The sequence below is a fragment of the Taklimakanibacter deserti genome (assembly GCA_003574785.1).
This window is the reverse complement of the sequence record QORU01000001.1, coordinates 253,911-279,394: the sequence shown is the minus strand read 5'-3', so window position 1 is coordinate 279,394 and position 25,484 is coordinate 253,911. Positions and strand designations below refer to the sequence as shown.

Annotated in this window: 18 protein-coding genes; 9 read left to right on the top strand and 9 right to left on the bottom strand. The window is 62.8% G+C overall.

Going from position 1 to position 25,484, the window contains the following annotated elements:
- Positions 1-11 precede the first annotated feature (11 nt).
- On the top strand, positions 12-485 hold the full coding sequence (locus tag DS839_RS01235) for an Lrp/AsnC family transcriptional regulator (RefSeq protein ID WP_119268832.1): 474 nt from the start codon (positions 12-14) through the stop codon (positions 483-485).
- Here DS839_RS01235 and DS839_RS01230 read toward each other — a convergent pair.
- The 3 genes from DS839_RS01230 to recA form a co-directional block, all read right to left on the bottom strand.
- Positions 464-1,627 carry a cyclic nucleotide-gated ion channel gene (locus DS839_RS01230; protein WP_162918216.1) on the bottom strand — a complete coding sequence of 388 codons (1,164 nt, stop codon included), beginning with the start codon at positions 1,625-1,627 and terminating at the stop codon, positions 464-466. The two genes, DS839_RS01235 and DS839_RS01230, sit on opposite strands and share 22 nt — an antisense overlap.
- A 62-nt stretch (positions 1,628-1,689) precedes the next feature.
- Positions 1,690-4,350 (bottom strand): alanine--tRNA ligase, encoded by a 2,661-nt coding sequence (gene alaS, locus DS839_RS01225; protein ID WP_119268456.1) that lies wholly within the window; start codon positions 4,348-4,350, stop codon positions 1,690-1,692.
- A gap of 253 nt (positions 4,351-4,603) precedes the next feature.
- The gene (gene recA / locus DS839_RS01220) at positions 4,604-5,674 is read right to left on the bottom strand and encodes a recombinase RecA (RefSeq protein ID WP_119268455.1); all 1,071 of its coding nucleotides are present in this window, start codon (positions 5,672-5,674) and stop codon (positions 4,604-4,606) included.
- A 700-nt stretch (positions 5,675-6,374) separates the two neighbouring features.
- Between recA and amaB the strand changes: the two genes are divergently transcribed.
- Positions 6,375-7,904 (top strand): L-piperidine-6-carboxylate dehydrogenase, encoded by a 1,530-nt coding sequence (amaB, locus tag DS839_RS01215; RefSeq protein WP_119268454.1) that lies wholly within the window; start codon positions 6,375-6,377, stop codon positions 7,902-7,904.
- 119 nt (positions 7,905-8,023) lie between these two features.
- A complete protein-coding gene (locus tag DS839_RS01210) occupies positions 8,024-9,694 on the top strand; it encodes a thiamine pyrophosphate-binding protein (RefSeq protein ID WP_119268453.1) in 1,671 nt (556 codons plus the stop codon).
- A 250-nt stretch (positions 9,695-9,944) separates the two neighbouring features.
- Here DS839_RS01210 and DS839_RS01205 read toward each other — a convergent pair whose 3' ends face one another.
- The 4 genes from DS839_RS01205 to DS839_RS01190 form a co-directional block, all read right to left on the bottom strand.
- Positions 9,945-10,208 carry a hypothetical protein gene (locus DS839_RS01205; RefSeq protein WP_162918215.1) on the bottom strand — a complete coding sequence of 88 codons (264 nt, stop codon included), beginning with the start codon at positions 10,206-10,208 and terminating at the stop codon, positions 9,945-9,947.
- 173 nt (positions 10,209-10,381) lie between these two features.
- Entirely contained in the window at positions 10,382-11,008 is a 627-nt protein-coding gene (locus tag DS839_RS01200; protein ID WP_368911016.1) for an Isoquinoline 1-oxidoreductase subunit, read from the bottom strand.
- 29 nt (positions 11,009-11,037) lie between these two features.
- Complete coding sequence (locus DS839_RS01195; protein ID WP_119268450.1) at positions 11,038-13,194, bottom strand: xanthine dehydrogenase family protein molybdopterin-binding subunit; 2,157 nt, start codon at positions 13,192-13,194, stop codon at positions 11,038-11,040.
- Positions 13,195-13,674: a (2Fe-2S)-binding protein gene (locus tag DS839_RS01190; protein WP_119268831.1), complete on the bottom strand. Its 480-nt coding sequence runs from the start codon at positions 13,672-13,674 to the stop codon at positions 13,195-13,197.
- Between the two features lie 418 nt (positions 13,675-14,092).
- Between DS839_RS01190 and DS839_RS01185 the strand changes: the two genes are divergently transcribed.
- Positions 14,093-15,055, top strand: a complete 963-nt coding sequence (locus DS839_RS01185; protein WP_119268449.1) for an alpha/beta fold hydrolase — start codon at positions 14,093-14,095, stop codon at positions 15,053-15,055.
- A 296-nt stretch (positions 15,056-15,351) separates the two neighbouring features.
- Positions 15,352-16,224, top strand: a complete 873-nt coding sequence (locus DS839_RS01180; RefSeq protein WP_119268448.1) for an alpha/beta fold hydrolase — start codon at positions 15,352-15,354, stop codon at positions 16,222-16,224.
- On the opposite strand, the gene DS839_RS01175 is transcribed toward DS839_RS01180, so the two are convergent.
- On the bottom strand, positions 16,193-19,090 hold the full coding sequence (locus DS839_RS01175) for an ATP-binding protein (protein WP_119268830.1): 2,898 nt from the start codon (positions 19,088-19,090) through the stop codon (positions 16,193-16,195). The genes DS839_RS01180 and DS839_RS01175 overlap by 32 nt on opposite strands.
- A gap of 446 nt (positions 19,091-19,536) precedes the next feature.
- Between DS839_RS01175 and DS839_RS01170 the strand changes: the two genes are divergently transcribed.
- From DS839_RS01170 to DS839_RS01155, 4 genes are all read left to right on the top strand, one after another.
- Positions 19,537-20,403 carry a VOC family protein gene (locus DS839_RS01170; RefSeq protein WP_119268447.1) on the top strand — a complete coding sequence of 289 codons (867 nt, stop codon included), beginning with the start codon at positions 19,537-19,539 and terminating at the stop codon, positions 20,401-20,403.
- 69 nt (positions 20,404-20,472) lie between these two features.
- Complete coding sequence (locus DS839_RS01165) at positions 20,473-20,898, top strand: putative quinol monooxygenase (protein ID WP_438816478.1); 426 nt, start codon at positions 20,473-20,475, stop codon at positions 20,896-20,898.
- A gap of 44 nt (positions 20,899-20,942) precedes the next feature.
- The gene (locus DS839_RS01160) at positions 20,943-22,172 is read left to right on the top strand and encodes an MFS transporter (protein WP_119268445.1); all 1,230 of its coding nucleotides are present in this window, start codon (positions 20,943-20,945) and stop codon (positions 22,170-22,172) included.
- A gap of 85 nt (positions 22,173-22,257) precedes the next feature.
- Complete coding sequence (locus DS839_RS01155) at positions 22,258-23,910, top strand: FAD-dependent oxidoreductase (RefSeq protein WP_119268444.1); 1,653 nt, start codon at positions 22,258-22,260, stop codon at positions 23,908-23,910.
- 153 nt (positions 23,911-24,063) lie between these two features.
- On the opposite strand, the gene DS839_RS01150 is transcribed toward DS839_RS01155, so the two are convergent.
- Positions 24,064-25,479 carry an amidase gene (locus DS839_RS01150; protein ID WP_162918214.1) on the bottom strand — a complete coding sequence of 472 codons (1,416 nt, stop codon included), beginning with the start codon at positions 25,477-25,479 and terminating at the stop codon, positions 24,064-24,066.
- Positions 25,480-25,484 lie beyond the last annotated feature (5 nt).

Genomic DNA, 25,484 nt, shown 5'->3' with positions numbered 1-25,484 from the left:
ATTATCCCAATATGCTGGATAAAACCGACCGCGCCATCCTGGCCGAGCTGCAGCGCGACGCGACGCTGACCGTCGATCAGCTGGCCGAGCGCATCAGCCTGTCGCGCAATGCCTGCTGGCGCCGGATCAAGGCGCTCGAAGAGGCGGGCGTCATCAAGGGGCGCGTCGCCTTGCTCGATGCGGCGAAGCTCGGCCTCGGCCTCACCGCCTTCATCGCCATCCGCACGGCCCAGCATGAGGAGAAGTGGCTGGAGAAATTCTCCCGCGCGGTCCGCGAATTCCCCGAGATCATCGGCGTCTACCGCACCACGGGCGAGACCGACTACCTTCTCCAGGCGGTGGTCAGCGACATAGCGGGCTATGACGATCTCTATAAGCGCCTCATCGCCCGCATCGCGCTGACCGACGTGTCGGCAAGCTTCGTGATGGAGAAGATCAAGGAGACGACGGCATTGCCGATCGATCAGGCGGGCTCTTCTTCCTGAGTCATTTGCCGGGCCGTCATGGCTTCGCGCAAGACAGCCTCGACACGCGGATTCTGTTCCATGAACTTGACGACGTCGGCGGCATCGAGCACGAGGAGCTCCGCGGTTCGTCGCGCGATCACCGTCGCCGTTCGCCGGACGCGGCCGAGCACCGCCACCTCGCCGAAGAAATCGCCTTCCGTAAGCCTGATCGACCGGCGCGGCAGCACGACCTCTACCTCGCCGGACGCGATGAAATACATGCTGTCGCCTTCATCGCCTTTGCGGATGATGATCGTGTCGGGCGGAAATTTTCGCGCCCTGAGGAGGCTGACAAGCTCGGCAAGTGCGGCTCCGTCAAGCCCTGTAAACGCCGGAACCCGCGCCACCATGCCGTAATTCACGATGAAGTCCCGCCGCCGGATCTCGGCCAGGAAACCGGTGGCGATGATCGCGACCGGAAGCGCGAAGAAAATCAGCCCGCACAGCATGACGAAGCCGGTGAAAAGCTTGCCGAGCGGCGTCACGGGCACGACATCGCCATAGCCGACGGTCACCACGGTCACGACCGCCCAATACATGGCGGCGGGAATGCTTCCCAGACGGTCGGGCTGGACGTCGTGCTCGATGAGATACATGCCGGTCGCCGCGACGAGGAGGAGGCCGAGACCGATAAGGCCCGCCGCCATGAGCGGGCGCCATTCATTCGAGAGAACCCGCCCGACGGTGGCGAGCGCCGGCGAATAGCGCGCCAGGCGGAAAAAGCGCAGCACCTGGAAGATGAGGATCGGACCTGAAGCCTGCGGCCGGGCGATGAGCAGCAGGAGCGGCAGGACGCCGACCAGATCGAGCAGCATCAAAGGCGAGGCCAGATAGGCGATGAGCCCACGCCCCTTCTCGCCGCCAAAGACCGGGTGCTCCGGCGCCGTCCACAGGCGGGCGGCATATTCGCAGAGAAAGAACAGGCCAAAGACAAGCTCCGCATTGCGCAGGTTGGCCAGGATCCGGGGATCGAGGCCGGGAACGGTCGAGCCGACGGCACCGGCGACGCTTGCCAGGATGATCAGGATCGACGCACGCTCGAACCAGAGCGCGGGGCTGTCGCGCCTGATGCCGGGCTCGATGATCTCATAGACCCTGCGGCGCGCCGAGACCGGGGCCATGCGCTTCCTTTCGGCCGCTATTTGTGGAATCGAACGGCCGCGCATCATACAACGAAATCGGATCAGGCGGCGACGGCGTCCTTGATAGCCTTGAGCGCCGCTTCGGCCTTGGACGCGTCGGGGCCGCCGGCCTGCGCCATGTCGGGACGGCCGCCGCCGCCCTTGCCGCCTAAGACTTCCGAGCCGATGCGCACCAGGTCGACGGCATTGAAGCGCTGCGTGAGATCGGGCGTCACGCCGACAATGAGCCCGGCGCGGCCCTCTTCATTGAGGCCGATCAGCGCCACGACGCCCGAGCCCAGCTTCGCCTTGCCGTCGTCGACCAGGCTCTTCATGTCCTTGGCATTGATGCCCTTGATCACCCGGGTCATCAGCTTGATGCCGCCCGCTTCCGAAATTCCTTCATCGCCCTTGGACGAGCCGCCGCCGAGCGCCAGCTGCCGCTTGGCATCGGCGAGCTCGCGCTCGAGCTTCTTGCGCTCGTCGAGCAATGTCTCGATGCGCTCGACGACGTCCGACGGCGTCACGCGCAGCACCGAGGCCGCCGCCAGCAGGCGCCTGTCCTGCGTCTCGAGATGACGCCGCGCCGCCTCGCCGGCGAGCGCCTCGATGCGCCTGACCCCTGCAGCGGAGGCGCTTTCGGAGATGATCTTGATGAGCCCGACATCGCCGGTGCGCCGCACATGGGTGCCGCCGCACAGCTCGAGCGAATAGATCCGCCGGTTGTTGCCTTCCGGCCTCAGGCCCATCGACACGACCCTGACCTCATCGCCATATTTCTCGCCGAACAGCGCCATGGCGCCCTCCGCGATCGCCTCATCGACGCTCATCAGGCGGGTATTGACCTCGTCATTCTGCAGGACGACGGCATTCGCCATCGCCTCGACCGCGGCGATCTCTTCAGACGTCATCGCCTTGTTATGCGAGAAGTCGAAACGCAGGCGCTCCGGATCGACCAGCGATCCCTTCTGCGCCACATGATGGCCCAGCGTCTCGCGCAGCGCCTCATGCAGGAGATGGGTCGCCGAATGATGCTGGCGGTTGCCCGAGCGCCGGACATGGTCGACATCGAGCTCGACCGCATCGCCCGCCTTGAGCGCGCCCTTCTCGAGCACGCCCTGGTGGACGATGAGATCGCCGACCCGCTTCTGCGTGTCGGTGACGCGGAACAGCGTGCCGTCGGCCGTGCGGATCACCCCGTGATCGCCGGTCTGGCCGCCCGATTCGCCATAGAATGGCGTCTGGTTGAGCACCAGCGTGCCCTTGGCCCCGGCCTTCAGCTCGCCGACTTCCTTGCCGTCGGCGACGATCGTCCTGATGACGCCCTCGGCCTTCTCGGTGTCGTAGCCCAGGAACTCCGTTCCGCCGACGCGCTCGCGGATGTCGAACCAGATCGTGTCGGTCTTGGCCTCGCCCGAGCCCTTCCAGGCCTGGCGCGCATCCTCGCGCTGCTTCGCCATCGCCTTGCCGAAAGCTTCGGTATCGACGCTGATGCCGCGCGGCTTCAGCGCGTCCTGGGTGAGGTCGAGCGGGAAGCCATAGGTGTCATAGAGCTTGAACGCCGTTTCGCCGGAGAAGACCTGGCCTTTGCCGAGGGTTGCCGATTCAGTGTCGAGGATGCTCAAGCCGCGCTCCAGCGTCTTGCGGAAGCGCGTCTCTTCGAGCTTGAGGGTCTCCTCGATCAAGGCCTCGGCACGGGTGAGCTCAGGGTAAGCGCCGCCCATCTCGCGCACCAGCGCCGGCACCAGCTTCCACAGCAAGGGCTCCTTGACGCCGAGCAGCTCGGCATGGCGCATGGCGCGGCGCATGATCCGGCGCAGCACATAGCCGCGGCCCTCATTGGACGGCAGCACGCCGTCGGCGATGAGGAAGGACGATGCCCGCAAGTGATCGGCGATGACGCGGTTCGAGGCCTTGTGCTTGCCCGTCGCCGGCACATTGGTCTCTTCCACGATCGTCGCGATCAGCGAGCGGAACAGGTCGGTCTCGTAATTGTCATGCGTGCCCTGCAGCACCGCCGAGATGCGTTCGAGCCCCATGCCGGTATCGATCGAAGGCCGCGGCAGAGTGATGCGCTCATCCTTGGTCACCTGCTCGAACTGCATGAAGACGAGGTTCCAGATCTCGATGAAGCGGTCGCCGTCGGCGTCCGGCGATCCCGGAGGACCGCCCGGGATCTTGTCGCCATGATCGAAGAAGATTTCCGAGCATGGGCCGCAAGGCCCGGTATCGCCCATGGCCCAGAAATTGTCCGAGGTCGGGATGCGGATGATGCGGCTTTCCGGGAGCCCTGCGATCTTCTTCCACAGCGCAAAGGCATCATCGTCCTCCGAGAAGACGGTGACGGTGAGTCTCTCCTTGGGCAGCGCAAATTCCTTGGTGACCAGCGTCCATGCCCAATCGATCGCGTCGGGCTTGAAATAGTCGCCGAAGGAGAAATTGCCGAGCATCTCGAAGAAGGTGTGATGCCGCGCGGTATAGCCGACATTGTCGAGGTCATTGTGCTTGCCGCCGGCGCGCACGCATTTCTGCGCCGTGGTGGCGCGCCGGTAGGGCCGCTTCTCGGCGCCGGTGAACACGTTCTTGAACTGCACCATGCCCGAATTGGCGAACATGAGTGTCGGATCGTTGCGCGGCACGAGCGGCGAAGAGGCCACGACCTCATGCCCCTGCTTCCGGAAGAAGTCGAGGAAAGTGGAGCGGATCTGCGCAAGGCCGGTCATGGGGGTCAAGTCCAGTTGAAAACGTTCGGTTGAAAACAGGGTGCGCTGTTTTAAGGATTGAGGACGCCCATGTCCACCCGGGAGCGGGGTTCCGGAAAGGATAAAAAGGGCCACCGGATCAGGCGGCGTGCGAAGCCCTCTATGCAACGCCGAAAGGGCGTCCTCCCGGGGCAAGGAGGACGCCCGACGGTGTGAGGCTTCACACCTTTAGCCGGCCTGGGGATGGGTGAGGGAAGGCCGGAATGGAAAGGAGCTATTCGGCCGCCTCGTCGGGGGAAGAATTGGTGATCTTGGCGGCGATCAGCCCGGCATTGGCTCTGATCGCCTGCTCGATGGCTTCCGCCACATCGGCATTCTGCTTGAGGAAGGTTTTCGCGTTCTCACGCCCCTGCCCGATGCGCTCGCCATTGTAGGAATACCAGGAGCCGGATTTCTCGACGATGCCGGCGGTGACGCCGAGATCGATGAGCTCGCCCGTCTTGGAGATGCCTTCGCCATACATGATGTCGAACTCGACCTGCTTGAAGGGTGGCGCCACCTTGTTCTTGACCACCTTGACGCGGGTCTGGTTGCCGACCACCTCCTCGCGCTCCTTGATCTGGCCGATGCGCCTTATGTCGAGGCGGACGGAAGCGTAGAATTTGAGGGCATTGCCGCCGGTGGTCGTTTCGGGCGAGCCGAACATGACGCCGATCTTCATGCGGATCTGGTTGATGAAGATCACCATGCAGTTCGACTTGGAGATCGAGGCGGTGAGCTTGCGCAGAGCCTGGCTCATCAGCCGCGCCTGGAGGCCGGGAAGGCTGTCGCCCATCTCGCCTTCGAGCTCGGCGCGCGGCGTCAGCGCCGCTACGGAATCGATGACCAGGATTTCGATGGCGCCGGAGCGCACCAGCGTATCGGCGATTTCGAGCGCCTGCTCGCCGGTGTCGGGCTGCGAGATCAGGAGGTCGTCGACATTGACGCCGAGCTTGCGCGCATAGACCGGATCGAGCGCATGTTCGGCATCGACGAAGGCGCAGATGCCGCCCCTCTTCTGGGCTTCGGCGACCGTCTGCAAAGCGAGCGTGGTCTTGCCTGAGGATTCCGGCCCGTAGATCTCGATGACCCGGCCCTTGGGCAGGCCGCCGATGCCGAGCGCGATATCGAGCCCGAGCGAGCCTGTCGAAATCGCAGCGATGTCGAGCGACTGGGTCGTGCCGAGCTTCATGATCGAGCCCTTGCCGAAGGCGCGCTCGATCTGGCTCAGCGCTGCATCCAGAGCCTTGCTCTTGTCCATATTCGTGTTCTCGACAACTCTAAGATTCGTTTGCCCCGTCGCCATCGCCGCTGCTCCTTATTTCACAAGGGTTCCGCCGGTGCAAATGAGTCTCGAACAACGGCGATGTCGTCATAATGTACTTTTTTTGTTCTCATGGCAAGCCTTTATTTAAACTATTGTTTTTTATTGTTTATATTAAAGGACATGAGAACCTGAAGCGAACAAACAAAGAATCGACGCAAGATCCGCTGCGATAGCCCTGAACGAGGCCACAACAAGAAGTAAACCCGAGGTCAAGCCGTCTTCTCCACCCGCAAGGCATTCCTCGGTCTAGGGGATGCGCCCTCTTCCGCTACGACTCCCCCTGATAAAAAACATCTCGCGAACGGCCCAAATCACGGCATTCCGGCCAAAGAAACATAAAGAGAACAACTAACAGAAAAGTTGGAATAGGCAGGCGGGGCGCCAAGTCTTGCGCTGCCGACCGCCGCTCAAACAAATTCTGACAAGACCTAACTAAATGAAATGAAATTGAAAATAATGGATTTATCAGATCAATCGTGAGAGCCGCAGGCGGATGGACAAAATCAAACAGGCAAGCCTTGGGAGAATGAGCCATTAGCGGCCGGCTCGACGGCAATATCAGGCCGCCTCTTTCTTCGCGCGGACGATTTCCATTTGCGAATACCTTCTTTCCGAAAAACCGGTTTCCCCTTCTGGGCGTCCGGTTCTAGAAGACGTCCCGGATCATCTGGAGACTTGAATGAACAAGCCTGAGAAAAGCCCGAGCCTCGCCCGCGATGTCGCCCAATTCTTCGCCAGGCTCGGCCTCCCCCCGGAACGCCTGACCGACGGCAATCATGATGTCCGTTCGCCGATTTCGGGCGAGGTCATTGCCCGGGTCAGGCTCACCGATGCCGCCGAGGCCAAGGCAGCGATCGGCCGGTCGGTGCAAGCTTTTAGCACCTGGCGCCTCGTCCCTGCCCCGGTGCGGGGCGAGCTCATCCGCTTGCTCGGCAATGAATTGCGCGCCGAGAAGGAAGGCCTCGGTCGCCTCGTCACCATCGAGACCGGCAAAATCCTGACCGAAGGCCTGGGCGAAGTGCAGGAGATGATCGACATCTGCGATTTCGCCGTCGGCCTGTCGCGCCAGCTCTATGGCCTCACCATGGTGAGCGAGCGCGCCGACCATCGCCTGATGGAGCAATGGCATCCCTTGGGCCCGACCGGCGTCATCACCGCCTTCAACTTCCCCGTCGCGGTCTGGTCGTGGAATGCCGCCTTGGCCCTCGTCTGCGGCAATCCGGTGATCTGGAAACCCTCGGAGAAGACGCCGCTCACCGCGATCGCGACCGAGGCGCTGTTCCGCCGCGCCGCCGCCAAGCTCGAGGGTGTGCCCAAAGACCTCGTCACCCTTCTCATCGGCGGCCGCGATGTCGGCGAGATCCTCGTCGATGATCCGCGCGTGCCGCTCGTCTCGGCGACGGGCTCGACCGGCATGGGCCGCATCGTCGGCGAGCGCCTCGCCCGCCGCTTCGGGCGCGCCATTCTCGAGCTCGGCGGCAACAATGCCGCGATCCTCTGCCCGTCCGCCGATCTCGATCTGGCTTTGCGCGCCACCGCTTTCTCGGCGATCGGCACCGCCGGCCAGCGCTGCACGTCGCTGCGCCGCCTCATCGTGCATGAGAGCGTCTATGAGAGTTTCGTGCCGCGCCTCAGACAAGTCTATGAGACGGTGGCCATCGGCAACCCCATGTCGTCCGCCACGCTGGTCGGCCCGCTCATCGACAAGCGAGCCTATGAGGCGATGCAGAAGGCGCTCGCCGCCGCGACGCAAGCCGGCGGCAAGGTGCATGGCGGCAAGCGCGTCACGGCGCTGGGCGATGAGGCCTATTACGTCGCGCCCGCGCTGGTCGAGATGCCGGCCCAGACCGGCCCGGTGCTGGCCGAGACCTTCGCGCCCATTCTCTATGTGCTGAGCTACAAGGACTTCGACGAGGCGCTGGCGCTCCACAATGCCGTGCCGCAGGGCCTGTCCTCGGCGATCTTCACCACCGACTTGCGCGAATCGGAGCGCTTTCTCTCGGCCTCGGGCTCCGATTGCGGCCTTGCCAATGTGAATATGGGCTCGTCCGGCGCCGAGATCGGCGGCGCCTTTGGCGGCGAGAAGGAGACCGGCGGCGGCCGCGAATCCGGCTCCGATGCCTGGAAGGCCTATATGCGGCGCGTCACCAGCGCCATCAATTACGGCCGCGCACTGCCGCTGGCGCAGGGCGTCAAATTCGATATCTAGCGCATGATCCGGAAAAGTTCATGGCCGGGCTGGATGGCCGGGTTTAACCCGGCCATGTACCCGGCCATCTCGCCGGTTTTACGATTTGATCATGCGCAATACATAAAAGAGGGAATGACATGACAAAAAGAACCGGCGGCCAGATCCTGGTCGACCAGTTGCTGGTCCAGGGCGTCGAGCGCCTGGCCTGCGTTCCGGGCGAAAGCTATCTCGCGGTGCTCGACGCGCTGCACGATGCCAGGATCGACATCCTCGTTTGCCGCAATGAAGGCGGTGCCGCCATGATGGCGGAAGCCTATGGCAAGCTCACCGGCAAGCCCGGCATCTGCTTCGTGACCCGTGGCCCCGGCGCCACCAATGCCAGCCACGGCGTCCACATCGCCGCCCAGGATTCGACCCCGATGATCCTGTTCATCGGCCAGGTCGAGCGCGGCATGCGCGAGCGCGAGGCCTTCCAGGAAGTCGACTACAAGGCCTTCTTCGGCTCGATCGCGAAATGGGTGGTCGAGGTCGACAGCGCTCAGCGGTTGCCGGAACTCGTGGCGCGCGCCTTCCGCGTCGCTTGCCAGGGCCGGCCCGGCCCGGTCGTCATCGCCTTGCCGGAAGACATGCTGACCGAGACGGCCGACGTCGCCGACGCCCCCAAGGTCACGCCCGTCGAAGCCTGGCCCGGACCGCAGGCCATGGAGCATTTCGGCGAGCTGCTGCGCCAGGCGAAGAGGCCGCTCTTCATCCTCGGCGGCTCGCGCTGGAGCGAGGAGGCGCAGAAATCCTTCATCGCCTTTTCCGAGAAATTCGCGCTCCCCGTCACCACCTCCTTCCGCCGCGCCCACCTCTTCCCGGCCGATCATCCCAACTATGTCGGCGATGTCGGGATCGGCCCCAATCCCAAGCTCGCGGCGCGCGTGAAGGAAGCCGATCTCCTGGTGCTCCTGGGCGCCCGCATGTCGGAGATGCCGTCCTCGTCCTATTCGCTCATCAATGTGCCGACGCCGCGCCAGACCCTCGTCCATATCCATCCGGGACCTGAGGAACTGGGCAAGGTCTATCAGCCGGCCTTGGCGATCCAGGCATCGCCCGATGCCTTCTGCTTGAGCCTGGCCGAGCTCAGCCAGCCCAATGATGCGCCCTGGGCCGAGGCGACGCGCGTGGCGCGCCAGGACTTCCTCGACTGGACCGACAAACCCGCCAAACTGCCGGGCAAATTCCAGTACGGCGAGGTCATGCGCTGGCTCTCCGACCGCCTGCCCGCCGATGCGATCATCGCCAATGGCGCCGGCAATTACTCCATCTGGATCCACCGCTATTACCGCTTCCGCCAGCTCGGCACGCAGCTGGCGCCGACCTCGGGCTCGATGGGTTACGGCGTGCCGGCGGCAGTCCTGGCGAAGCGCCAGTTTCCCGACCGTCCCGTCGTCGCCTTTGCCGGCGACGGGTGCTTTTTGATGAACGGCCAGGAATTCGCGACCGCCGTCCAGTACGGCATTCCGCTCATCGTCATCGTCGTCGACAATTCGATGTACGGCACGATCCGCATGCATCAGGAGCGCGATTATCCCAATCGCATCTCGGCGACGCTGCTCAAGAATCCGGATTTCTCCGCCTATGCGAAGGTCTTTGGCGGCCATGGCGAGCGGGTCGAGACGACGGAAGAATTCGCGCCTGCCTTCGAGCGCGCGGTGGAATCGGGCAAGCCCGCCATCATACATTGCCTGATCGATCCCGAGGCGATCACGCCGGTGCGGACCTTGTCGCAGATCCGCAATGAGGCGATGAAGAACGGCAAATAAAATCTTGGAACTTTTGTGGCGCTGCGCTGTTGTGAATGTGAGGACTGACAGGAGCCGCGTTGCGCCATCCCGGTTCACAACAGAAACACTGATTCATCGACAACGTAAGCTCGATGCGATGATGCTTCGCATCTCTCGGCCCCAACTATCGCTAGGTAAGTCCGTGACGGCTTGCCGTCCGCACCGCCATGAGCAGCACATGCCGGCGCGGATGCGGAGGAGCGAATACGCCCTCAGCGCGCGATGGTAGTCATCGGGCGCTGGCGCTTGGCAAACTCGTAAAACTTGAGCGTTGCCTTTCCACGGTCTGTGGACCGACCTTTTGTCCCGCAAGGCGGCCCAGCTCATCAAGCCAAGCATCGAAACCGTAATACCAGATATTGAGGCAGGCTTCGTCGATCGCCGGAAGGTCGATTTGCGGCACCGCTTCCTCGACATGATGCCCCGCATCGCACAGAGCTTGCGCCGCCGCCTCTACCGCCCTCGCCATTTCCGGGTCCACCGGTGCCGCCATCAACGGGGCCGTCGACCGAGCGGAGAAAGCGGCACGCGAGAATTTTGAGGCGCGGTCTCGTGAGAAGCCGCCGCTTCACACGCCGCACACATGGCAGCTTTGGAGTTTATTGATTTCTCGGGACCATCGGCCCGAACCACAAACTGGCCACTCCAAAATAGCGCAGGCCACGATTATGCAGGACATTCGGCACCGGTCGTGATCCAAGCCTTGATCAGCGCGCCGAAAATATCCTGGGTCCCGGGAGCGGGGCGGCGTCCCTCACCGGGATGCCAAGCCCAGCCGACCAGGTGATCGGTGCTGACATGCTTGTGGATGTCGGCGAGCGAGCGACCGCCATTGCGCGTGGGATCTTTCAGTTGACGGCAGATCTCGCCCAATGTCAGTCCCTGCCAGGCCATGCTCGCCGGCGCAAGCAGCCAGTGCTCGGCACCGGGCACCGAGCCGACCCGGCTTCCCGCCAGTGCCGTGTTGCCGAAGCGATGGCAGGCATGACAATTGAGGCCGGCGCCCCCCTTTCCGCTCTCGCCAGCCATCATCGGCGGCATATGTGCATGCATGTCGTCGCCCTGCGTCGGACTGCGGGTGGCCGGATGACAATTCATGCAACGCGGATCGGTGATGACTTTGGCCGCCTCGGTAAAAAGCGCGCTCGAGCGCGCGGCGGTATCCGCGATGGCGTCGAAATCGGCAGGGCTTTTCAACGCGTCCGCCGTGGATGTCGGGCTGTCGGCAACCACGTTGCGGATGGCGAGCGTCGTGACGATGGCGAACGCCGCTACCGCCAAGATGAGGCTCAAGCGTGAAAATTCCCGGGTTAGTTGCATCCTCAGCTCCTGCTCAGGCCTGTCGTGCCGATAGGCAGCCTGCGCAGGCGCTCGCCGGTGGCGGCAAAGATCGCATTCAGGAGCGCCGGCGCGACGCCGGGTGTCGCCAATTCGCCGACGCCACCCGGAGCTTCCTCGTTCTCGATGAGATGAACCTCGATCGGCGGGCACTCATTCATGCGCAGCACCGGCTGGTCATCGAAATTGCTTTCGACGATGGCGCCCTGCTTCACGGTCAGGCGCCCGTAAAGCGTCGCGCTCAGCCCATAGACCACGCCGCTCTCGACCTGCTGGCGCAATATCTCGGGATTGACCACGACGCCGCAGTCGACCGCAGCCACAATCCGCTCGACCTTGAGCGAGCCGCGCTGGTCGACATGCACCTGTGCGACGAGCGCTGCAAAACTTCCAAATGCCGACAATAGCGCAATGCCACGGCCACGGTCCGGCCCCAGATCGCTCCCCCATCCTGCTTTGTCGGCAGCGAGGTCAAGCGCGGCTTTTAGGCGAGGATTGCCGCCAAGCAGCCGCCGGCGATAGTCAACCGGATCGATGCCAGCGAGATGGGCGGCTTCATCGATCCCGCCTTCAACGGCGGGTGCGTTTCGCGTCGGCCCCACGCCGCGCCAGTTGCCGGTGAGCATGCCGTCCGGCGCTTCATGGCGTACGAATTCCACACGTCTGTTGGCAATGCCGTAGGGACTCTCGGCCGTTTCGACGATATCCAGGTCGATTCCATCCTTGAAGAAGATCGGCAGGAAGCGCGCCATGATCGCCGGTCCTACGACTCGGTGGCGCCACGACACCGGCAGTCCGTCCGCGCCGAGCCGAACATTGATCCGGCTGAGATTGAGATAACGATACGAATCGTGCCGTATGTCCTCCTCACGGCTCCACACGACCTGCACCGGTCCCGCAATATGCTGGGCCATCCGTGCCGCCATGAGCACCCCATCATGGTCGAGCCGGCGGCCGAAACCGCCGCCAAGGAGATGGTTATGGACGACCACCTTGTCGACGGGCAAACCCAGCAGTTCGGCGACCGCATTGCGCGCCCGGCCTGCGACTTGCGTGCCCACCCAGATATCACAGGAATCGGGGCGCACATGCACCGTGCAATTCATCGGCTCCATCGCGGTGTGCGGGAGAATGGGCAGGCGATAGACGGCTTCAAGGCCGCGCTCATGCGTGGCCTCGGCCGCCGCGACGTCGCCCTCGTTCACGGCGACCAGCGCATCGCCGGCCATGGCGGCATCGGCAAGGCGTTCGAGCTCTTCCGTGCTGAGAGAAGCACTAGGGCCAAGATTCCAGGAGACCTGCAGCGCCGCGAGCCCTTTCCGGGCAGCGCCAGTATGATCCGCAACGACGGCGACGGCGTCACTGAGCTTGACGACCTGACGGACGCCTTTGACCTTCAAAGCTTCGCCGTCATACACGGACGAAAGCGTGCCGCCAAAGGTAGGACATATCCTGATCGCGGCAAATTTCACGCCTGAGGGGCGGGCATCCAGCCCGAATTTTGCGGTGCCGTTGACCTTTGCCGGCGTGTCGATGCGTCGACCCGGTTTGCCGATCAGCTTGAACTCGCGCACCGGTTTCAGCGCCACCTCTTGCGGGACCGGCATGGCGGCAGCCTTCTCGACCAGCACGCCATATGAAAGTCGACGGCCGCTCGTCGCATGGATCACCTCGCCCGCTTCGGCACGGCAATCCGTCGCCGCAACTCCCCATTCCTTGGCGGCAGCGGCGATCAGCATGATCCGCGCCGTCGCGCCGGCGCGGCGCATCGGCTCCCAAAAGCCGCGAATGGAGACGGACCCGCCCGTGATCTGATCGCCGAGCGCCGGGTGGGCATAGAGCGCAGGATCTGCCGGCGCCGGAACAGCGACGATCTGGTCGAGCGTCACTTCCAACTCCTCGGCCAACAAGGTCGAAAGGCCCATATAGGCGCCCTGGCCCATCTCGACTGATGCCATGACCAGTTCGACTTTGCCGGCCGCAGTTATGCGGATAAAGGGATTGAGCGCGATCGCATCGCTACCCGCCTGTGCCAAGACCAGCCGGGGACCGATTACCAGGCTTCCACCGGCAAGCAGAGCTGACAGGACGAAAGTGCGGCGTGAAACCCTCACATCGTCCGCCTTTGTCAGTATGCCCATTTACCCTCCATTCCCGTTGCCGGGAGTGCCGGTTGCGGCCTGCTTGATGGCGGCCCGGATGCGTGGATAAGTGCCGCAGCGACAGATGTTGCCGGACATGACCGCGTCGATGTCGTTATCGTTCGGTGCTGGATTCTCGTTCAGCAGCGCCGTAGCCGACATGATCTGTCCCGGCTGGCAGTAACCGCACTGAACCACTTCCTTCTCGTGCCAGGCTTTCTGGATACGGCTTCCATTCGGCGTCTGGCCGACGGCTTCAATTGTCGTGATTGCGGAAGAGCCCGCGCTCTCAACAGTCGTGACGCAGGAGCGAACCGCATGCCCGTCGAGATGAACCGTGCAGGCACCGCATTGCGCGACACCGCAGCCAAACTTGGTGCCGGTAAGGCCCAGGACGTCACGCAACACCCATAGCAAGGGCGTATCGGGATCCACATCGACTGAGTGGCTCCGGCCGTTCACATGGAGCAGTAAAGCCATCTTCAGGCTCCCTGTTTGTCGGCGGAATGAGATCGCATCCCTGCGCATGATCCTTCACATGCAGGCCATCCACATCCGCTGTCTCTTCTGACCGTGGCGCCATCGTTTGTCAGCGACAACATCACGATGAAGGCGAAGCTATCACGGTCACTGCGAATGAGCCGGTTAAATGAGGTAAAATTTTCGCAGCAGCGCGGATGCAGACATCAAGACCGCACATCGATGGCAGTCGCCGGTGTCAGCTTCGGGCAATCGGCGCGGTGAGGAGATGGCTGCGGAATTTTACCACATTTAACCAGCCATGGCCGGCTAAAACGCGCATAACACCATGGCTTATGTGAAAGACTGGTTCGCCAGACCGAGCTCGCCGGTGGCGGCGTGAAGGTCATGCGCATGCCAATTCTCCAGGGGTTGCACGATGGGCGGATATATCCATCCACACTTCCAACCGAGAGCATCGCGTCGGGATGTCCTCATCGGCTCGTCCGTGGCCATCCTCGCAGGCGCATTCCCAGCGGCGTCCTTCAGCGCAACAACAATGGAGCCCCCCATCATGACGACGTTCAAAACCCGTGATGACGTTATGATCTACTTCAAGGATTGGGGGCCGAGGAACGGCCCGGCAGTCGTGCTTTGCCATGGCTGGCCCCTCAGCGCTGACAGCTGGGATGCTCAAGCCTTTCATCTCGCGAGCAACGGCTATCGCGTAATCGTCCATGACCGGCGCGGTCACGGTCGTTCGAGCCAGCCGTGGGATGGCAATGACATGGACCACTATGCCGATGACCTTGCCCAGCTTATTGATCACCTGGGATTGCGTCATGTCTCCGTATTCGGCTTTTCGGCCGGCGGGGGCGAAGTGGCGCGTTTCGTCGGCAGGCACGGCACGGGCAATGTCGCGAAGCTCGGCTTGATCTCGGCCGTGACGCCGTTCCGGCTGAAGACTGACACAAATCCGGATGGCGTGCCTATTGAGGTGTTGGACGGGCTGCGCGCCGGGCAGGTCGTGGATCGCGCACAATTCTTCCTCGGCATCGCCAGCGGCCCGTTCTACGGGTTCAACCGGGCGGGTGCGACGGTCTCACAGGGCCAGATCGATCTCTGGTGGCAGCAGGGCATGATGGCCGGGTTGAAAAATACTTACGACTGCATTGCGGCACTCTCGGAGGATTTCCGCGACGACGTGCGAAAGTTCGACCGGCCGACGCTGGTGATCCATGGCGACGACGACCAGATCGTGCCGATCGATGGCTCGGCGCGCGCCGTAGCACGTCTGCTGCCAACCGCGGAGCTCAAGATCTACAATGGAGCCCCACACGGACTGACCTTCACGCATCGCGAACGGTTGAATGCGGACCTGTTGGATTTCCTGAGAAGCTGACGGCCTCTAGCCCCAAGTGAAATCGACTGGAACGAGACCTGCCATGATCCAGAAGTACACATGCCAATGTACCGGCGGTGCGGTGAACCATGCGGACTAACGCTGAACTGGCTCTTTTTTCGCCAACAAGGCGACATACTACGGGTGGTGGGGCCGAAGGCTACGCGGACTACCAGACGCTGGACGAAACACCATAGCCGTCTCATCGGCGCATGGTGGGGGCATCTTCCTCATGAGTTTCAGCGGCTTCATGTCAAAGCGTACGACGGCAGGACACCAGCCGTAAGGAACAAGTTATGAGCGTGCATGCAGTGCGATACAAGACTGTCGATCTCGGCGAGGTGGAAATGTTCTACCGTGAAGCAGGAGACGTAGCGGCACCAATCGTGCTCCTGCTTCACGGCTTCCCGACATCCAGCCACATGTATCGCAACCTCATTCCACAGCTGGCCGACAAGTACAGGATTCTCGCGCCTGACTTTCCCGGGTTCGGCTATACGAAGGCGCCTCCGCGTGGAGCCTACGCCCATACGTTCGGCAATATCTACAAGGCTGTCCAATCGTTCATCCATGCGCTCGGCCTCGAGCGCTTCGCCATGATGGTGTTCGACTATGGCGCGCCCATCGGCTTCCGGCTGGCGGCCGCGTATCCGCACCGAATCTCCGCCATCATTACGCAGAACGGGAACGCCTACGAAGAAGGCTTGCGGGAAGACACTCTAAGACCCATGCGGGCTTATTGGGATCATCCTACTGCGGCAAACCGCGACGCGCTTCGCCCTTTCCTGACAGCCGAAGCCACACGCTCCCAGTACACACACGGCGTACCGAAAGACAAACTCGAACTCGTGAGCCCGGATGCGATCGCGCACGATCAGACCATTATCGAGCGCGATCTGGAACTGCAGCTCGACCTCTTCGGCGACTATAAATCCAACGTCGCGCTCTATTCGCGCTGGCAAGAGTATCTGCGCACGACAAAGCCGCCCGTTCTCGCCGTTTGGGGAAGCGGCGATCCTTTCTTCGACCCCGCCGGCGCCTACGCCTTCCGGAGAGATGTCCCTGACGCGGAGATCCACCTCTTTGACACGGGGCATTTCGCCTTGGAGACCGACGGGGCGGAGATCGCGGCGCTCATCAGGGACTTCCTGTCCCGCAAAGCTGTCTAGCATCACCTCCAGGACGTGCCAGTGAGGCGAGGAGATCGGCGGCGACCATGAGGTCGCGCGTCGCGAACCCTTCCGAAAATTCCTTATAAACAGAAAGTAGCATCTTGTGTGCATCGTCCTCTCGCGACCTGACGCGCCATAGCTCTGCGAGATCGTTGGCCGATCGCAACCGCCAGGAAAATGCACCGGTTTCCTGGGCAAACGCCATTGACTCGACGAGCAGCGACTCTGCCTCATCCGACCGACCCTGAGCGGCGAGAATGGAGGCCTGGATGCGCAGAACCTCCGGAAGGCACCAGCCCTCATTCTGTGCACGGGCGATATCGAGCGCGGCTTGGATCGTCGTTTCAGCGTCGCCAAGACTCCCGCGTTTGGCCAGGGCGTCCGCCACGGCACTCAAGTAGTAAGGCATCCGCGCCAGGTGATTTATGGCGCGGAATTCCTCAACGGATCGCTTGAGGTCATCGACCACTTTCGCCGGGACGTCACGTTGCGCGCCTGCCAGCGCCGCGCGATAAAAGAGGGCCACCGGACGCCACGTTACGATGCCGTGCCGCGCCACCAGGTCGCCGAGCATATCGACGTAACGCCCACATTCCTCGTAACGTCCGCTCAAGAAGAAAACCGGGCAGGCGGCAACCGCGAGGGCGTTGCTCAGCGACAATTCGTGTTTGGTCTTGAGCGCCTGCTCGACCGTCGCCTCCACCGTGCGCACAGCGGTATCGGGTGAACCCGTCAACCACTGTACGTTCGACAGCACATTGCCGACATCGACGTTCCTGGCGTACAGGAAGCGTACAAAACGCGAGTTGTTGAAGTCTTGCAGATCATGCTCGTAGAGGCGTTCAAGACGTCGGCGGGCCTTCTCAAGTCGCCCGACGAAGAGTTCAGCTATACCGAGGTGCGTTTCGCCCTCCGGCAGGGCAGATGGGTCTTCCGCGGCAGCGACTGAGGCGAAAGTCTCGAGCGTGCGGATCCCAGCATCGTGATCGCCGGTGAAGAGCTCATATACACCGATCATCCGAAGGCAGCGAAGGCGATAGTCGGTGTCGCCAATCTGAATGGCGATGCCCAATGCGCGCCGTAGCGCCACTAGCACCTCCGGCATGAGGCCCCGCACGAAAATAGTGGCGCCGGCGAGCGAAACCTGAAGCTTCATCTCGACCGCCGTCCCGGCAAGTCCTGCGGCGTCAAGCTCCTCGACCGCCCGCGAAACGTGAACGCGACATTCTTCGGTGAGCGAGAAATGGTTCCACAGTAGGCTTCCCGCGACAGTCAGCCGGATGAGCAGCGGCCGATAGGCCGGATCCCGTCCGGCCCAGGCCAGCGCACCGCGCAGATCATCGAGGACGCGCCCATAGGCGGCACCCCATTCGCCGGCCGGGCGCTGCGCCCACTCGCGTGCGGCCCGCTCGAGCACCGTGTGCACATGCTCCGCGTGGCGTCTGCGGACCGCCTGATCCTCGGCGCTGACCCGCAGGCGTTCGAGGCAATAGGTACGAGTAGTTTCCAAGAGGCGGTAGGCAAAGCCATCGCCGTCCAGATCCGTCGCCAGCAGAGACTTCGCGGCAAGCTGCGCCAGCGCTTCCGCCGCGGCCGGGGTATCCACGCCCGAAACGGCCGAAGCGCCATCGAGATCGAAGGCACCCGCACACACGGAGACGGCTCGCAACAGAGCGGCCTCGTCCGCCGAAAGCAGACTGTAGCTCCAGTCGAGCGCCGCCGTCAGGGTGCGGTGCCGCTCCGGGCCTGCCCGGCGTCCGGCAAGGAGGCGGAATCGATCGTCGAGCTGCTTCAGCACGCCGCCGACACCGAATACATCAACGCGTGTCGCGGCGAGTTCGATCGCGAGCGCGAGACCATCAAGTCGCCGGCAGATCTCGGCGACCGTCGGCGCATCGGCATCCATCAGCTTGAAAGCTTCAAGCCGTTCCGTCGCGCGCTCTGCGAAGAGCTGAATGGCAGGGAATGTGAGGGCTTCCTCGGCATTCGGTCGGGATGAGGAAGGTGGCGTGTCCAGGCCCGGTAGCCTGCGGAGGCGCTCACCTTTCACCAGGAGCGGCTCGCGGCTGGTGGCAAGAATTTTCACATCCCGGGTATTTGCCAGGATACGATCCGCGCAGGACGCAGCGGCGTCAATGATATGTTCACAGCTGTCGAGCACCAGCAGCATCTCACGGTCGCGCAGAAATTCGCACAGCGCGGCCAGCATGTTCGCGGAATGCGCCGCCAGCCCGACCGCCGTCGCTATGGCGTTCGGCGCCAGAGCCGGATCCTTCAAAAGCGCAAGGTCGACCAGCCAGACACCATCCCTGAACAGCTCGATCGCATGTTCGGCAACGGCGAGCGCGACCGTGGTCTTTCCGATGCCGCCAGCGCCAACAATGGATACGAGCCGGTACTCGTCCAGATCGCGCTCTATGGCTTCGATCACATCCGCCCTCCCGAAGATCCGCGTTGTCGCGATCGGCAAATTATGGCTGCGTGTTATTGCCGCCCAGGAGGGCGGCGCGACGCCAGACAATCCACTGACCTGGACTGGCGCAATAAACCTATAGCCCCGCCCCGTTACCGTCGCTATGTATTGCGCGGCCCCAGCGCCATCGCCGAGTGCCCGCCTCAATGCCGCCATGTTGACCTTGAGGTTGCTCTCTTCGACTATGACGTTCGGCCAGACGCGCGCCATCAATTCACGTTTGCTCACCGGCTCGCCCGGACGCTCGACCAGGGCCGTCAGGATGTCCAGCGCACGGTTGCCTATTCGAACCGGCGCATCATTCTTTGTCAGCAGTTGGCGCTCAGGCATCAGCACGAAGGGCCCAAAGGCGTAGGACCGCGGAGCACGATCGGCAAGTTCGCGCGTCACAAGCCCTCCTTCCCCGGCACCCCTTCTGGCGGCGGACGGAAACTCATAGCACATGTTAGATCATCCATGGCCAGCCTGAGGTGATCCGTCCGGCCAGAGCCTTTGCCTATTTTTTGGGCGCGAGTCGATTGGATTTGACCGAATGGATTGAGGACTTAGTCGGGCCGTCAGGGGGCCAGTCATAAAGCCCCTTGCCATTCTGCTCGGAACACATCGGCTACCTTGAAAAAGACAGTCGCGCTCGCGCTATCGCGGACGCCACGAACGAGCAGGTCAAGACATGGTACGCGCGAGATGGGCCGGCGAGAGCAGCGATTTTACCTCATTTAACCAGCCACCGCCGGCCAAACGCGGTAGGATTTCTCCGCCGGTAAAGCATCATTCATCTTCATCGGCGACCTGAGCTCTCTCAGGCTTCGCCCGGGTGATCGATCAGGAGTGGCAAAATGAGCGAACAAGCCCATAACGACCTGGCAGACGCCGGACGGCGCGATATCCTGCGCGGCGCGGGTGTTGCAGTGCTGGCGGGAATGACCGCAGCCGCGGCCACGCTGACCCAGTCGGCAGCCGCACAAAGCGCCAGCGGCATGACTGCGGAACAGCGGAACAGTGGACCATTGGGGGCGCGGCTGCAGGGCGTGCAGCATTTCGGGCTGACCGTCCAGAACATGGACCGCGCCTTCGAATTCTACACGGAAGTGCTGGGCGGCACCGAGGTCTTCCGGGATGGCGATTTCCAGGGTGAGCGCATTCACAATACACTCTTGACCGATCAGGAGATCGAAGCGCGCGAGCGCCAGGTCAATCCGCGCACGATGGGCGTTCCCGATCTGGGGGGCGGCACTCAGCGGCTCGACGTGAGGTTCGTCCAGTTCGACAATGTCGTGATCGAGCTTTTGCAATATCGGGACGCCAGTCAACCTGCGGGAAGCGGCAACAGTTTCGCGGAGCCGCGCGATCACATGAGCCCGGCCTATCCGCGCTCGATGCATATCTGCTTCTATGTTCGCGACGACGTCGACTTCAACAAGTTCATCCGGGACCTGGAGGCGGAATCGGAGCGCCGCGGCATGACCCAGGTCAGGGCTAACCGCGTGATCACCGTCACGACCGAGCAAGAGCGCCGGGCAGCGCCGATGGAAGCGAACACCAACCGGATCACCCAAGGGCTCTCGGAGGGCTGGGAGCTGATCTACTGCAAAGGACCGGAGGGCGAGCAGCTCGAATTCGTGAAGGCCCTCGGCCCCGTGAAGAAGCGATTCGCGGACGCCTTTACGGCACGCCAGCAGATGGTGGCTGCGCAAGCGGGATGAAGGAAGTGGCTGGCGGAAGAACCGGACACCGGCCACCTTCTTCCACAACACGCTCGAAGGAGACGAGAGATGCGATCCCCATTGCCCATGCGCGTCGCGTTGAATGCCCTATCCGCCGCCGTCTTGCTGACAAGCGCCGTACCAGCGCTTGCCGAGGAGGCCATCGGCATCCGCTATGACGCGGTTCCCCATGGCGCCTATTCGATCGTCGCCGAGGTCCGCGCCAAGCCAGGCAAGGAAAAGGAGCTTCGCGAAGCAACATTGCCGCTGGTCGCGCTGGTGCGCAGCGATCCAAAGAACCTCGTCTATTTCCTCCAGGAGGACCGTGAGAGTCCGGGCCATTTCATTTTCTATGAAATCTTCGCCAATCAGGCAGATTTCGAGGCGCACAATGCCATGCCCTATGTGAAGGACTGGTTCGCCAAGCTCCCCGAACTCGCGCAAGGCGGCGTCACCGTCATGAGAATGGAGACCCTCGGCAAGGCTGGAAAATGACGGCCGGGGATATTTGCCGGCCGCAAGCCGCAAGGGACTGACGGATGCTGGACAAAGCCTATCAAGCCCAATGCGCCGCCGTGAAGGTGCATTGCACAGACGAAGCGCAGCGGCGGCGGCGCGGTCTCACGCTGTTCGCCCTGGCGCTTGGCAGCTTCTGCATCGGCACCTCCGAATTTGCGAGCATGGGCATCATCCAGCTCTTTTCGGAAAGCCTCGGGATCGACATTCCCACGGCGACGAACGCGATCATGGCCTATGCCTTTGGCGTGGTGATCGGCGCACCGCTCGTGACGCTGGGAGCGGCGCGGCTCAACCGGCGAACACTTCTTTTGTTTCTGATGGGCCTGTTCATTCTTGGAAACATATTGTCCGCCTTCGCCACAAGCCTCGGCATGTTCGGCCTGGCGCGTTTCGTCAGCGGCATGCCGCAGGGCGCCTATTTCGGCGCCGGTGCCGTCGTGGCTTCCTATGTCGTTGGGCCGGGTCAGGGAGGGAAGGCCTTCGCGCTGGTCATGACCGGGCTGACGGTCGCAACGATCATCGGATCGCCGCTGGCCACGTTCCTCGGTCAGACCCTGGGATGGCGGAATACCTATATGGCTGTTGCCGGACTTGGAGCATTTGCCCTTCTGGCCTTGTGGATATGGGTGCCGCGTACGGAAGCGCTGCACGGCGGGCCCGTCGTCCAGGAGCTCAGCTCGCTGCGCAAGCCGCCGGTCTGGACCATGATGGTCGTCGCCGCACTTGGCGTGGCCAGCATCTTCGCCGTCTATACGTTCATCGGACCGTTCGTCACCGACGTGGCGATGCTCGACCCGTCATGGATTCCGATCGCGCTCGCGCTGTTCGGTCTCGGCATGACTGCGGGCAATCTGATCGGCGGCAAACTTGCTGACGTCCATCCCGCGAAAGGATTGTTCGCAGGCTTCGGCAGTGCCCTGATCGTGCTGGCACTGCTGGCGACCGGCGGCGGAAATGTGTGGCTTCTCTTGCCGGCACTGTTCGGAGTCGGCATGACGATGATGGTGGCGATCCCGACGATCCAGGTACGCCTGACTCATTTGGCTCCCGAGGCACCTACTCTCATGGGGGCGATGAACCTTGCCGCCCTCAATGTCGCCAACGCCATCGGCGCCTGGGCAGGCGGCTTCACCATTGCCTCCGGCTACGGGCTGCTCTCCGCGGTTTGGGCAGGCTTTGGATTGACGCTCCTGGGCCTTCTGGTCTTCGCTTTGACCTCGCCCCGGACACCTCAACTCGCTCCCGCGTGAGAAGGCAACCGGGGAGATCCGGTCGGCGTGATCACAGGCGACTGGAGTTGTTGAGCCGGACTTGGATTTCATGGGATAAGAGAGCATGAGCCATCTCGCCCGTCATGCCCGACACGACCAGATGTTTCCTGTTCTGGAGCCTCGCGACATCGAGCGGCTGGCGCGTTTCGGCAAAAGTGCGACCTTTCCCGCTGGGACGCCGATTGCGCGGATGGGCAGCCTCTCGCCCGGCATCGTCGTGCTTCTCTCAGGCAAGGTGGAAGTCAGCCAGATAACGACGCTCGATCACCGCCAGATCATCGTCACCTATGGAGCCGGTCAGTTCACCGGCGAACTGGCCCAGTTGTCGAACCGGCCGTCGCTGGTCAATACGGATGTGGTCGAGGAAACTGAGGCATTCATCCTTTCACCCGACCGCCTGCGCGACGTGTTCGTGCAGGAGGCGGCGCTGGGCGAGCGCATCATGCGCGCCTTGATCCTGCGGCGGACCAATCTCTTGGAAATATCGGCCGGAGGACCGATCATCATCGGACGATCGGAAGCGGCCGATGTCGTTCGCCTGCAGGTGTTCCTCCGCCGAAATGTCCAGCCTCATCGTGTGCTTGACCCCGAACGTGACCCTGACGCTGCGGGATTGATCAGTCGCTTCAATATTGACGTCCATCATCTGCCGATCGTGCTTTGCCCGGACGGGAAAATCCTGCGCAATCCCGGCGAGAACGAGTTGGCCCGCTGCCTCGGCCTCTTGCGGCGTGTAGACGAAACAAAGATTTACGATGTCGCCATTGTCGGGTCAGGTCCAGCCGGGCTCGCAGCCGCGGTCTACGCAGCATCGGAAGGCCTGTCGACGATCGTGCTTGATTGCCGCGCCTTCGGTGGTCAGGCCGGCGCGTCGGCACGCATCGAGAACTATCTGGGGTTCCCGACTGGCATCTCAGGGCTCGCGCTGATGGCCCGCGCTCACACTCAGGCGCAAAAGTTCGGCGTCGAGATGGCCATTCCCGATGAGGTGCATCGACTGGAGCAAGACACAGACTCAAGCTTCAGTCTCGACGTCGGCGACGGCGAGAGGGTCCGCGCTTCCTCGGTCGTCATTGCGAGCGGAGCGCGCTACCGCAGACTGAACCTCGCCAATATCTGCCGGTTCGAGGACTCATCGGTGCACTATTGGGCTTCCCCCATCGAAGCGCGCCTTTGCGAAGGGCAGGAAGTTGCCCTGGTGGGCGCAGGCAACTCGGCCGGCCAGGCCGCCGTGTACCTTGCCGGCCAGGTGGGCAAGGTCTCGTTGATCGTTCGCGGCCCCAGCCTGATAGCCTCGATGTCGAGCTATCTGATCGAGCGCATCAAAGCGCAGCCGAATATCGAGGTTGTGCTCCGCAGCGAAGTGACGAAGCTCGAGGGCGATGAAACTCTGACCGGCGTGAGTTGGCGTAACAGGGAGACTGGAGAGGAGACAAAGCGCCCCATCCGCCATCTTTTCCTCTTCGTAGGTGCCGACCCCCATACGGAGTGGCTGGCGGGCTGCGGTGTCGCACTCGATCAGAAGGGTTTCATCCGGACAGGAATTGGCGAAGGTTGCCATCCTCTCGAGACCAATCTTCCGGGAGCGTTTGCAATCGGCGACGTCCGCGCCGGCTCGGTCAAACGTGTCGCCTCAGCGGTTGGCGAAGGCGCCCAGGTCGTCGCCGCCATTCACGACTTCCTGGCGCGCAGGCGCGTTGAACCAGCCATATTGTGAAGGAGGCTCAGTAATAGGCTTGTTCTTCACGCTTTGCTGATACACTGGCTACCAGATTGCCAGTCTTCTGGTTGAAAGTGCCAGACGACCAAAGCCGAGTTCCAGGGCCTGAGGCATGCTCAGGCAGGTAGGATACCGACGACCTTCGAGACGTCAGGCAGCTGAGACATGCGTCACATGGAGCGGCGGGCGGCGTTGGGCCCACGGCATTGCTTCTTCAAGAAGGCTGCCCAGCTCGATCAAAACGTTTTCTTCGGCGTGGCGCGCGCCGACCTGGACGCCGATCGGCAGGCCGTTCGAATGGATCGCCAGCGGCAGGGAGATGGCCGGCTGGCCCACGACATTATAGATGATCATGAACTGGCACGGCCGCTGTTCATGGATCAGAAATCCTTCCGGCGGCACGTCGATGTCCATGCCGTACCGGCCGTTCTCCTGCGCGACCTGGGCACAGGTCGGCGATAGCCACGCGTCGTAGTCTGTAAAAAATGCACCAAAGGCCCGGCGGAAGCCGTTCAGCGCCCTCAGCGCGCGATGGTGGTCATCGGGCACCTGGCGCTTGGCAAACTCATAAAACTTGAGCGTTGCCTTTCCCACGGTCTGTGGGCCGACCTTTCGTCCCGCAAGGCGACCCAGCTTATCGAGCCAGGCATCGAAACCGAAATACCAGATATTGAGACAGGCCTCGTCGATCGCCGGAAGGTCGATTTGCGGCACAGCTTCCTCGACATGATGCCCCGCATCGGACAGAGCTTGCGCTGCGGCCTTTACCGCCTTCGCCACTTCCGGATCCACCGGTGCCGCCATCAACGGGGCCGTCGACCAGCCGATGCGCAGGCGGCGGCGGGAATTGAGATAATGCGTGAATGGTTCCGCAGGCCGCGCAATCACGAAAGGGTCACCCGGCTGCGGCACCGCCAGGCAATCCAGCATGCGCGCCGTGTCGCGCATTGAGCGCGTGACGGCGAACGCCTGCGCCATGCCGTTGCCGTGCTCATCCTCATCAGGCCCCGTCGACACGCGGCCGCGCGACGGCTGCAGACCGACCGTACCGCACCAGGCCGCAGGCCCGCGCGTGGAGCCGCCCATGTCGGAGGCATGTGCGATCGGAACGAGGCCTGCCGCCACGGCCGCTGCGGCACCGCCCGACGACCCGCTGGTCGAGAAGCCTCGCCTCCAGGGATTGCTGGTGGCGCCATACAGCAGGTTGTCGGCGCATAAGGCCATCGAGAATTCCGGTGTATTGGAGCGGCCGATCAGATTGACGCCGCTCCTGCAGACAAGTTTCGCGAAGAAATCGTCGCTGTCCGACCTGAGGCCCTCGCACAGTCTGCTGCCATATTCGATCTTCCGTCCCTTGAAATGAAAGCCCACATCCTTGACGAGATAGGGCACGCCGCGGAACGGGCCGTGGCCAAGCTTCGTTTCGTCGAATGCGTCATCATATTGCTCGATCACCGCGTTCAGGACCGGATTGACCCTCGCAATCGCGGTGAGCGCGGCCTCGGTGACCTCGGCGATCGCAAGCTCCCGGCGGGCAATCGCCTCGGCAAGTGCGACGCCGTCCATCGCGG